General features: G+C 56.7%; 11 protein-coding genes and 2 pseudogenes. 11 read left to right on the top strand and 2 right to left on the bottom strand.

Annotated features, from left to right (window positions below; all coding sequences use genetic code 11):
- The 7 genes and pseudogenes from WFM46_RS20955 to WFM46_RS20925 form a co-directional block, all read left to right on the top strand.
- Positions 1 to 405: pseudogene (locus WFM46_RS20955) on the top strand (bifunctional glutamine amidotransferase/anthranilate phosphoribosyltransferase); the annotation flags it as partial.
- A 3-nt stretch (positions 406 to 408) separates the two neighbouring features.
- Positions 409 to 1767 carry a bifunctional indole-3-glycerol-phosphate synthase TrpC/phosphoribosylanthranilate isomerase TrpF gene (trpCF, locus tag WFM46_RS20950; RefSeq protein WP_336998433.1) on the top strand — a complete coding sequence of 453 codons (1359 nt, stop codon included), beginning with the start codon at positions 409 to 411 and terminating at the stop codon, positions 1765 to 1767.
- Between the two features lie 10 nt (positions 1768 to 1777).
- Positions 1778 to 2971, top strand: coding sequence for a tryptophan synthase subunit beta (gene trpB / locus WFM46_RS20945; protein WP_336998432.1), 1194 nt, complete (start codon positions 1778 to 1780; stop codon positions 2969 to 2971).
- Positions 2971 to 3780, top strand: a complete 810-nt coding sequence (gene trpA / locus WFM46_RS20940) for a tryptophan synthase subunit alpha (RefSeq protein ID WP_336998431.1) — start codon at positions 2971 to 2973, stop codon at positions 3778 to 3780. Before trpB ends, trpA begins: the two co-directional genes overlap by 1 nt.
- Before the next feature lie 158 nt (positions 3781 to 3938).
- Complete coding sequence (yedE, locus tag WFM46_RS20935; RefSeq protein ID WP_103179904.1) at positions 3939 to 5150, top strand: selenium metabolism membrane protein YedE/FdhT; 1212 nt, start codon at positions 3939 to 3941, stop codon at positions 5148 to 5150.
- Positions 5147 to 5380, top strand: coding sequence for a sulfurtransferase-like selenium metabolism protein YedF (gene yedF / locus WFM46_RS20930; RefSeq protein ID WP_103179905.1), 234 nt, complete (start codon positions 5147 to 5149; stop codon positions 5378 to 5380). Before yedE ends, yedF begins: the two co-directional genes overlap by 4 nt.
- Positions 5381 to 5484: 104 nt before the next feature.
- Positions 5485 to 5757 carry a DUF883 family protein gene (locus WFM46_RS20925; RefSeq protein WP_103179906.1) on the top strand — a complete coding sequence of 91 codons (273 nt, stop codon included), beginning with the start codon at positions 5485 to 5487 and terminating at the stop codon, positions 5755 to 5757.
- A 28-nt stretch (positions 5758 to 5785) separates the two neighbouring features.
- Here the strand turns inward: WFM46_RS20925 and ompW are convergent, their stop codons facing one another.
- Entirely contained in the window at positions 5786 to 6418 is a 633-nt protein-coding gene (ompW, locus tag WFM46_RS20920) for an outer membrane protein OmpW (protein ID WP_103179907.1), read from the bottom strand.
- Positions 6419 to 6643: 225 nt separating this feature from the next.
- Here ompW and WFM46_RS20915 point away from each other — a divergent pair.
- From WFM46_RS20915 to yciA, 4 genes and pseudogenes are all read left to right on the top strand, one after another.
- A pseudogene (locus tag WFM46_RS20915) lies at positions 6644 to 6733 on the top strand (YkgJ family cysteine cluster protein); the annotation flags it as partial.
- A gap of 25 nt (positions 6734 to 6758) precedes the next feature.
- Complete coding sequence (locus WFM46_RS20910) at positions 6759 to 7502, top strand: YciC family protein (RefSeq protein ID WP_180210508.1); 744 nt, start codon at positions 6759 to 6761, stop codon at positions 7500 to 7502.
- A 57-nt stretch (positions 7503 to 7559) separates the two neighbouring features.
- The gene (locus WFM46_RS20905; protein WP_336998430.1) at positions 7560 to 8099 is read left to right on the top strand and encodes a septation protein A; all 540 of its coding nucleotides are present in this window, start codon (positions 7560 to 7562) and stop codon (positions 8097 to 8099) included.
- A gap of 105 nt (positions 8100 to 8204) precedes the next feature.
- Positions 8205 to 8600, top strand: coding sequence for an acyl-CoA thioester hydrolase YciA (gene yciA / locus WFM46_RS20900; RefSeq protein WP_103179910.1), 396 nt, complete (start codon positions 8205 to 8207; stop codon positions 8598 to 8600).
- Positions 8601 to 8631: 31 nt separating this feature from the next.
- On the opposite strand, the gene tonB is transcribed toward yciA, so the two are convergent.
- Entirely contained in the window at positions 8632 to 9363 is a 732-nt protein-coding gene (gene tonB / locus WFM46_RS20895; RefSeq protein WP_336998434.1) for a TonB system transport protein TonB, read from the bottom strand.
- Positions 9364 to 9421 lie beyond the last annotated feature (58 nt).

The following is a 9421-nucleotide window of genomic DNA, read 5'->3' as shown; positions in this document are numbered from 1 at the left end:
GTGCTGCCGATCGCCGAAACCCTGCGGGTGCTCGGTTATCAGCGTGCGGCGGTGGTTCACAGCGGCGGGATGGACGAAGTCTCGCTCCATGCGCCAACGCTGGTGGCCGAACTGCACAACGGTGAAATCAAAAACTATCAGCTTGACGCAGCAGACTTTGGTTTAACCCCGTATCACCAGGAACAACTTGCGGGCGGCACCCCGGAAGAAAACCGTGACATTCTGACCCGCCTGTTACAAGGTAAAGGTGAACCAGCGCATGAGGCCGCTGTCGCTGCTAACGTCGCCATGCTGATGCGTCTGCACGGCGAAGAGGATTTACAGGTCAACGCGCAAAAAGTGATTGATGTGCTGCGCTCCGGCGCAGCCTACGACCGAGTGACCGCACTTGCGGCAAGAGGGTAAACAATGCAGACCGTATTAGCGAAAATCGTTGCCGATAAGGCCATCTGGGTTGAAGCGCGGAAACAGCAGCAGCCGCTCGCCAGTTTCCAGAATGACGTGGTACCGAGCAGCCGTCGTTTTTATGATGCCCTGCGGGGCGCGCGCACCGCATTTATCCTGGAGTGCAAAAAGGCCTCCCCGTCGAAAGGGGTGATCCGCGACGATTTCGACCCGGCGAAGATCGCCGCCATCTATAAGCACCACGCTTCGGCTATTTCGGTGCTGACCGATGAGAAATATTTTCAGGGAAGTTTTGATTTTCTGCCCATCGTCAGCGGCATCGCGCCGCAGCCGATTTTGTGCAAAGACTTTATCATCGACCCGTATCAAATCTGGCTGGCGCGTTTTTATCAGGCCGACGCCTGCCTGCTGATGCTCTCGGTCCTGGACGATGAACAGTACCGCCAGCTTGCTGCGGTCGCGCACAGCCTGAACATGGGTGTGCTGACAGAAGTGAGCAACGAAGAGGAGCTGGAGCGCGCTATCGCCCTCGAGGCAAAAGTGGTCGGGATCAATAACCGCGACCTGCGCGATCTCTCCATCGACCTGAACCGCACCCGCCAACTGGCGCCGCGTCTGGGCGCAGGCGTAACGGTGATTAGCGAGTCCGGCATCAACAGTTATGCCCAGGTTCGCGAGCTGAGCCACTTCGCCAACGGCTTCCTGATTGGGTCGGCGATGATGGAGCAGGACGATCTCAGCGCCGCGGTACGTCGCGTGCTGCTGGGGGAGAATAAGGTCTGCGGCCTGACGCGTCCACAGGATGCCGCCGCGGCTTATGAAGCGGGCGCCATTTACGGCGGGCTGATCTTCGTTGAAACCTCCCCGCGCAACGTGACCGAGGCGCAGGCGCGCGAGGTGATCGCCGCCGCCCCGTTACAGTATGTGGGCGTCTTCCGTAATGGTGCCATCGAACAGGTGGCTGCCACGGCAGAGTCGCTTTCCCTGGCCGCCGTCCAGCTGCACGGCAGCGAAGATCAGGCGTATATCGATGCCCTGCGTGAAAGGCTTAAACCGCAAGTGCAAATCTGGAAAGCGATGAGCGTGACCGACACCCTGCCGCCGCGCGCGCTGCAGCATGTTGATAAGTATGTTCTGGATAATGGCCAGGGCGGGACCGGGCAGCGTTTTGACTGGTCGCTGCTCCAGGGCGAGAAGCTGGATAACGTCCTGCTCGCCGGGGGTTTAAGCCCCGATAACTGCGTTGAGGCCGCCAAAGCGGGCTGCGCAGGTCTCGATTTTAATTCAGGCGTTGAGTCGCAGCCGGGCATAAAAGATGCCAGCAAACTGGCTTCGGTGTTCAAAACGCTGCGTGCATACTAAGGAAGAGAAGATGACCACATTATTAAATCCCTATTTTGGTGAGTTTGGCGGCATGTATGTACCGCAAATCCTGATGCCCGCCCTGCGCCAGCTTGAAGAGGCGTTCGTGAGTGCGCAAAAAGATCCGCTCTTCCAGGCTGAGTTCACCGATCTGCTGAAAAACTATGCCGGACGTCCGACGGCTCTGACCAAATGCCGCAACCTGACGGAGGGGACGAACACCACCCTGTATCTGAAGCGTGAAGATCTGCTCCACGGCGGCGCGCATAAAACCAACCAGGTGCTGGGTCAGGCGCTGCTGGCAAAACGGATGGGTAAAACCGAAATCATTGCCGAAACCGGGGCCGGTCAGCACGGCGTGGCTTCGGCGCTGGCCAGCGCCCTGCTCGGCCTGAAATGCCGCATCTACATGGGGGCAAAAGACGTTGAGCGTCAGTCGCCGAACGTCTTCCGTATGCGTCTGATGGGCGCGGAAGTGATCCCGGTGCACAGTGGCTCGGCCACCCTGAAAGATGCCTGTAACGAGGCGCTGCGCGACTGGTCCGGTAACTATGAAAACGCCCACTATATGCTCGGTACCGCCGCGGGCCCGCACCCGTTCCCGACCATCGTGCGTGAATTCCAGCGCATGATCGGCGAAGAGACCAAAGCGCAGATCCTCGAAAAAGAGGGGCGCCTGCCGGATGCGGTGATCGCCTGCGTGGGCGGTGGCTCTAACGCCATCGGCATGTTTGCTGACTTCATCGACGATACCCGTGTGGGGCTGATCGGCGTTGAACCTGCTGGTCACGGGATTGAAACCGGCGAGCACGGTGCGCCACTGAAGCATGGCCGCGTGGGCATCTACTTCGGCATGAAAGCGCCGATGATGCAGACCGACGAAGGCCAGATTGAAGAGTCGTACTCCATCTCTGCCGGGCTGGACTTCCCGTCCGTGGGGCCGCAGAACGCTCACCTGAACAGCATCGGTCGCGCCGAGTACGTCTCAATTACCGATGACGAAGCGCTGGAAGCGTTCAAGACCCTGTGCCGTAAGGAGGGGATTATCCCGGCGCTGGAGTCTTCCCACGCCCTGGCCCATGCCCTGAAAATGATCAAAGAGAACCCGGAAAAAGAGCAGCTGCTGGTGGTCAACCTTTCCGGTCGCGGTGATAAAGACATCTTCACCGTTCACGATATTCTGAAAGCACGAGGGGAAATCTGATGGAACGTTACGATAACGTGTTTGCTGAACTTAAGGCCCGCAAGGAAGGCGCGTTTGTTCCCTTCGTCACGCTGGGCGACCCCTCTCCGGAGCAGTCGCTGAAAATCATCGACGCCCTGGTTGAAGCGGGCGCCGACGCGCTGGAGCTGGGCATCCCCTTCTCCGATCCGTTGGCCGATGGCCCGACCATTCAGAGTGCCACCCTGCGCGCCTTTGCCGCAGGCGTGACCCCGACCCAGTGCTTCGAGATGCTGGCAACCGTCCGTCAGAAATACCCGGCGATGCCCATCGGCCTGCTGATGTACGCTAACCTGGTCTTTAACCGCGGCATTGACGAGTTCTACGCCGAGTGCGCGCGCGTGGGCGTGGATTCGGTGCTGGTCGCCGATGTCCCGGTCGAGGAGTCTGCCCCGTTCCGCCAGGCGGCGATGCGTCACAACGTTGCGCCGATCTTTATCTGCCCACCGAATGCCGATGATAGCCTGCTGCGCCAGATCGCCTCCCACGGTCGCGGCTATACCTATCTGCTGTCGCGCGCCGGCGTTACCGGTGCGGAGAACAAAGCCGCCCTGCCGCTGCACCATCTGGTGGAAAAACTGACGGAGTACAATGCCGCACCGCCGCTGCAGGGCTTTGGTATTTCAGCGCCTGAGCAGGTGACCGCGGCGCTGGGTGCCGGGGCGGCCGGGGCGATTTCCGGCTCGGCGATCGTCAAAATTATCGAGAACAATGTCGATAAGCCTGAACAGATGTTGAGCGAACTGAAGGCCTTTGTCAGCGCCATGAAAGCCGCCACCCGTCCGCAGTAAAAGAGTCGCCGTCTGGTTTTTTACCAGGCGGCTTTACGCATAAATTGATCCCTTCGATCTTTAACGCAGTTAATCCTTTTCAAACGCGATTCCCGGCGTATCATCCTCACGTTTTATAACACTTCCTCCTTAAACCTTCTGAGTTCAGAGGCTTAACTATGTCATGGCAATACTTTAAGCAGACTTATTTAATTAAGTTCTGGTCACCTGTTCCTGCCGTTATCGCTGCCGGGATCCTCTCCACCTACTATTTTGGTATCACCGGCACCTTCTGGGCGGTTACGGGTGAATTTACCCGCTGGGGCGGGCAGTTGCTGCAACTGGCGGGCGTTCACACCGAAGCGTGGGGTTACTTCAAACTCATTCATCTTGATGGCTCCCCACTCACACGTATCGACGGCATGATGATCATCGGTATGTTCGGCGGCTGTTTTGCTGCCGCACTCTGGGCAAACAACGTCAAGCTGCGCATGCCGCACAGCCGGATCCGCATCGCCCAGGCGGTGGTTGGCGGTATCATCGCCGGGTTTGGCGCACGGCTGGCGATGGGCTGTAACCTTGCGGCTTTCTTCACCGGGATCCCGCAGTTCTCCCTCCACGCCTGGTTTTTTGCTCTCGCCACCGCCGTCGGCTCGTACTTCGGCGCGCGCTTTACCCTGCTGCCCCTGTTCCGTATTCCGGTCAAAATGCAAAAAGTGAGCGCCGCCTCGCCGTTAACGCAGAAGCCGGATCAGGCCCGTCGTCGCTTTCGTCTCGGTATGCTGGTCTTCTTCGGCATGCTGGCCTGGGCGCTCTGTACCGCGCTGAACCAGCCGAAGCTCGGGCTGGCGATGCTGTTCGGTGTCGGCTTTGGTCTGCTGATCGAGCGGGCACAGATCTGCTTTACCTCCGCGTTTCGCGATATGTGGATCACCGGACGCACCATGATGGCGAAGGCGATAATCGCCGGGATGGCGGTGAGCGCCATCGGGATCTTCAGCTACGTCCAGCTGGGTGTCGCGCCTAAAATCATGTGGGCCGGGCCAAACGCCGTTATCGGCGGGCTACTGTTTGGCTTTGGGATTGTGCTGGCGGGCGGCTGCGAGACCGGGTGGATGTACCGCGCGGTGGAAGGCCAGGTGCACTACTGGTGGGTTGGTCTGGGTAATGTGATTGGCTCGACCCTGCTGGCTTACTGGTGGGATGATTTATCCCCCGCGCTGGCGACCAACTGGGACAAGGTTAATCTTCTCAACACCTTTGGCCCGCTGGGTGGATTGCTGGTGACCTACATTTTGCTGCTGGTCGCCTTTTTGCTGGTGCTGGCGCAGGAGAAACGCTTCTTCCGCCGCGCTGCCATGAAAACTGACATTCGTGAGGAAGCCGCATGAAAGCGATCGTTCCCGACTACCGCCTCGATATGCTGGGTGAACCTTGCCCGTACCCGGCGGTTGCCACGCTTGAGGCGATGCCGCAACTGAAAAAGGGCGAGATCCTGGAGGTGGTGAGCGACTGCCCTCAATCCATCAACAATATTCCCCTGGACGCCAGAAACCACGGCTATACGGTACTGGATATTCAACAGGATGGGCCGACCATCCGCTATCTCATCCAGAAGTAATAAGAGGGTGGCGCCAGGCCACTCTTTCTTAAGTATTAATCCCATTTTCTCCAGGATATCCCTGTTGAGTCTATGCTTAACATTGACTACAAAAGGAGAACGTTATGTCAGACCAAAATCTTGATAATGATGCACAATATGCAGGTGAAAAAGCGAAGAACAAACTGGATGAATTCGCCGGCGCTGCGCAGCAGCAGTTTGGCGAGGCCGTTGATTCGCCAAAACATCAGCTGAAGGGTGCCGGGCGCAAATATGCTGCACAGGCAAGCGACGTTGTTACTGATGTTACCGACGCAGTAAAAAATAACCCTCTTACCGGCCTGATCGCCGCGGGTGCGGTGGGTATTGTTCTTGGCCTGCTGTTAGGGCGTAAATAAAAAAAGGCCCCTCGGGGCCTTCTTATTTTCAGAAGCGGTATCCCGCCGAGAACATAAACACCCACGGATCCAGACGGGTATTGATATTTTGCTGCTGATCCCCCGCCTTAAAGCGCACCTCGGTGTCGATATCCATGTACCAGACCGACATATTAATCAGCCAGTCGCGGTTGATAAGGTAATCCAGCCCCACCTGCCCCGCCATACCCCATGAATCTTTCAGGCTCAGATCGGAAAGGCCAGCCGCTTTACCGGTGTCGTTAAACTTCTCATCAAAGAAGGTGGTGTAGTTGACCCCGGCGCCAACGTAGGGGCGAACCTTGCTGCCTGCATCACCGAAATACCACTGGGCCATCAGGGTCGGCGGCAGATGGTGAACCGTGGCGATATCCCCGGTTGGGCCCGTACCGACTTTATGGCGAAACGGCGTGGCCGCCAGCAGTTCAACGCCGACGTTGTCGGTCGCCATCCAGGTAAAGGTCATCCCCGCCTGGGTATTGTTACTGACGTTAAAACCGCCCAGACCCAGAACATTGTCCGAGCCTTCCGTTGGACGCACCGTCGCCGTCCCGAGACGGAAAAAGAACTCACCTGCTTCGTGAGCCATTGCGCCGCCGGAAAGCGTACTCAGAATCAGTGCTGCCACCGCTGCTTTTTTCATATCCATTCCCTCGTTATGGTTTTATTCAGGAACGCAATATACCTACAAATGATTAATAAGTGATCTTGCATTGATCACACTAAATTCAGTGATTTAACATTCATTGATCTAAATTAATTTTTTTCACAACTGGCAAAAATTGGTAGGCAGGGTCTGGATCAATTTTGCCATTTCGGACACAAAACGCCCCGCTTGCCCACAACCGCGCAAAATGGCAGCGACGCATTACGGGCGCTTTACAAAGATATGCTTTTCCATACAAGGCTTGATACTGCCACCGTACACTTATCCAGGGTACAATTGCCCGCTAATTAACACCTGCAATACTCAAGGAGAGTGCATGTCTATCACGGCGAAGTCTGTCTACCGTGACACGGGGAATTTTTTCCGCAATCAGTTCGTTACCTTTTTACTGATCGCCTTGTTGTGCGCATTTATCACGGTGGTACTTGGTCATGCTTTTTCGCCGAGTGAGGAGCAAATTGCCAGCCTGAGCGAAGGCGATCAAATCGCCAGCAGCGTTGGTCTGTTTGAGATGGTGCAGAACATGACCCCGGAACAGCAGCAGATCCTGTTGCGGGCTTCTGCGGCCTCGACCTTTTCCGGTCTTATCGGCAATGCCATTCTGGCTGGCGGCGTGCTGCTGATGATCCAGCTGGTCTCTGCCGGGCAGCGCGTCAGCGCGCTGCGGGCGATAGGTGCCAGCGCGCCGCTGCTGCCCAGGCTGTTTATTCTGATCTTTTTAACCACCATGCTGGTGCAATTAGGGATTATGCTGGTTGTGGTACCGGGCGTGCTGTTGGCGATTGTGCTCGCCTTCGCCCCCGTCATGGTGGTGCAGGACCGCATGGGCATTTTTGTCGCCATGCGTAGCAGTATCCGGCTTGCATGGTCTAATATGCGTCTGGTCGCGCCAGCGGTAATGAGCTGGCTGCTGGCGAAAACTCTGCTGCTGCTGTTTGCACCCAATCTTGCCGTTCTGACGCCTAACGTCGGTGCTGTTGTGGCAAATACCCTGAGCAACCTCATCTCCGCTGTCTTGCTCGTTTATTTGTTCCGCCTGTACACGTTAATTCGCCAGTAATTTTTCTGACGGCCTGTTCAGAACGTACAGGCCATCGCTGATAGATGGAATCGAAGAATGAAGCAGTTTCTTGATTTTTTACCCCTGGTTGTCTTTTTTGCTTTTTATAAGCTGTATGACATTTACGCCGCGACCACTGCCCTGATCGTCGCCACCGCAGTCGTGCTGATTTACAGCTGGGTGCGCTACCGCAAGGTTGAAAAAATGGCCCTGATCACCTTTGTGCTGGTGGCCGTCTTCGGCGGGCTGACCGTCTTTTTCCACAACGATGAGTTCATCAAATGGAAAGTGACCGTCATTTACGTGCTGTTTGCCGGTGCCCTGCTGTTCAGCCAGTGGGTGATGAAAAAGCCGCTTATCCAGCGCATGCTGGGTAAAGAGCTGGCGCTGCCGCAGGCGGTCTGGTCGCGCCTGAATATCGCCTGGGCGGTGTTCTTTATTCTCTGTGGTCTGGCGAATATCTATATCGCTTTCTGGCTGCCGCAGAATATCTGGGTCAACTTTAAAGTCTTTGGTCTGACCGCCTTAACGCTGATTTTCACCCTCCTGAGCGGCATCTATATCTATCGCCCCATGCCGCAGGACGACAAGCAGTAATCCTTCCGCCAGGCTTGATAAGCCTGGCGTTTTTCTTCTGTTCTCTCCGGCAGCAAATCATAGTAGCATCCCGCCTGAAGTCCTCCGTAATAAGTAGAGTTCATAATGACAACAACGAACGCCCCGCAGGGCGAACTGGTTTTACGCACACTTGCAATGCCCGCCGACACCAATGCGAACGGCGATATTTTTGGCGGCTGGTTAATGTCGCAGATGGATATGGGCGGGGCGATCCTCGCTAAAGAGATTGCCCATGGCCGCGTGGTGACGGTCCGGGTTGATGGTATGACCTTTCTGCGGCCTGTCGCGGTGGGTGATGTGGTCTGCTGTTACGCGCGTTGCGTAAAGCGGGGAAATACCTCGGTGTCGATCAATATCGAAGTGTGGGTGAAGAAGGTTTCTTCGGAACCTATCGGCCAGCGCTATAAGGCCACCGAAGCGCTCTTTATTTACGTGGCGGTGGATAGCGAAGGTAAACCGCGCGCATTACCGCAGGCATAAAAAAAGCCTCCCAGTTGGGAGGCTTTTTTCATTATTCCATCTGTGCCCCGCCGTTGAGGCGGAAAACAATATTGACGATGAGTCCACTGCCTGGCTTACCGGCTTCGTAGCGCCATTTACGCATCGCGTTTTTCACATCACGCTCGAACATGTTTGACGGCTGCGCGGAGAGGATCTGGACATTATCCACACGTCCGTCGGCGGTGACGTCAAATTTCACCCGCACACGCCCTTCAATACGCAGAGCCTGCGCGCGCGACGGATATTGCGGCTGGTTACGGCTCAACGCACGTGGACCCGGCGGCGCCGCCGGAACCGGCTTAGCGGTAACTGGCGCGGAGTTCATGACCGGGCGAGCCGGGGCTGCGCGCTCAACGGGCTGCGTGGTACGTGGCTCAACCGGGCGCTCTTGACGCTTCGGACGCTCTTCCACCTTTTTCACCGGCTTCGGTTTCGGCTTCGGTTTTGGCTTGGGCTCCGGTTTGTGGATCACCACAGGCGCTTCTTTTGGCGGCTCAGGAACAACTTCAGGTTCTGGTTCCGGCTCGGGTTCGGGCTCTGCAACAGGCTCCGGTGGAGGCGCGACCTGTACGGGCTCCAGCTCCGCAGGCGTTACCATGGTCACCGAAATCGGCTGCGCGGGCGCTGGCATTTCAATAACCTGATGTACCGATGTGTAAAGCAGACCCGCCACCACGGCTCCGTGAATTCCGACGGACAACAGCGTCGGCCAGGGAAAGCGGCGAGGTAAATTGAGGGTCATTGAAGTCATAATCGTTTCAGTTAAAAAGCCAGGCCCTGATTTTTAATGCAAATAGCAA

The organism is Leclercia sp. M50 (assembly GCF_037150775.1).
GTDB lineage: Bacteria > Pseudomonadota > Gammaproteobacteria > Enterobacterales > Enterobacteriaceae > Enterobacter.
This window is presented reverse-complemented; position numbering and strand designations above follow the sequence as displayed.

Excerpts from the sequence above, each read along its gene's own strand:
- WFM46_RS20910 (WP_180210508.1), top strand. The coding sequence starts at position 6,759 with ATGTCTATCACGGCGAAGTCTGTCTACCGTGACACGGGGAATTTTTTC.
- trpB (WP_336998432.1), top strand. The coding sequence starts at position 1,778 with ATGACCACATTATTAAATCCCTATTTTGGTGAGTTTGGCGGCATGTAT.
- yedF (WP_103179905.1), top strand. The coding sequence starts at position 5,147 with ATGAAAGCGATCGTTCCCGACTACCGCCTCGATATGCTGGGTGAACCT.
- WFM46_RS20905 (WP_336998430.1), top strand. The coding sequence starts at position 7,560 with ATGAAGCAGTTTCTTGATTTTTTACCCCTGGTTGTCTTTTTTGCTTTT.
- tonB (WP_336998434.1), bottom strand. The coding sequence starts at position 9,363 with ATGACCCTCAATTTACCTCGCCGCTTTCCCTGGCCGACGCTGTTGTCC.
- WFM46_RS20925 (WP_103179906.1), top strand. The coding sequence starts at position 5,485 with ATGTCAGACCAAAATCTTGATAATGATGCACAATATGCAGGTGAAAAA.
- trpA (WP_336998431.1), top strand. The coding sequence starts at position 2,971 with ATGGAACGTTACGATAACGTGTTTGCTGAACTTAAGGCCCGCAAGGAA.
- yedE (WP_103179904.1), top strand. The coding sequence starts at position 3,939 with ATGTCATGGCAATACTTTAAGCAGACTTATTTAATTAAGTTCTGGTCA.
- trpCF (WP_336998433.1), top strand. The coding sequence starts at position 409 with ATGCAGACCGTATTAGCGAAAATCGTTGCCGATAAGGCCATCTGGGTT.
- ompW (WP_103179907.1), bottom strand. The coding sequence starts at position 6,418 with ATGAAAAAAGCAGCGGTGGCAGCACTGATTCTGAGTACGCTTTCCGGC.
- yciA (WP_103179910.1), top strand. The coding sequence starts at position 8,205 with ATGACAACAACGAACGCCCCGCAGGGCGAACTGGTTTTACGCACACTT.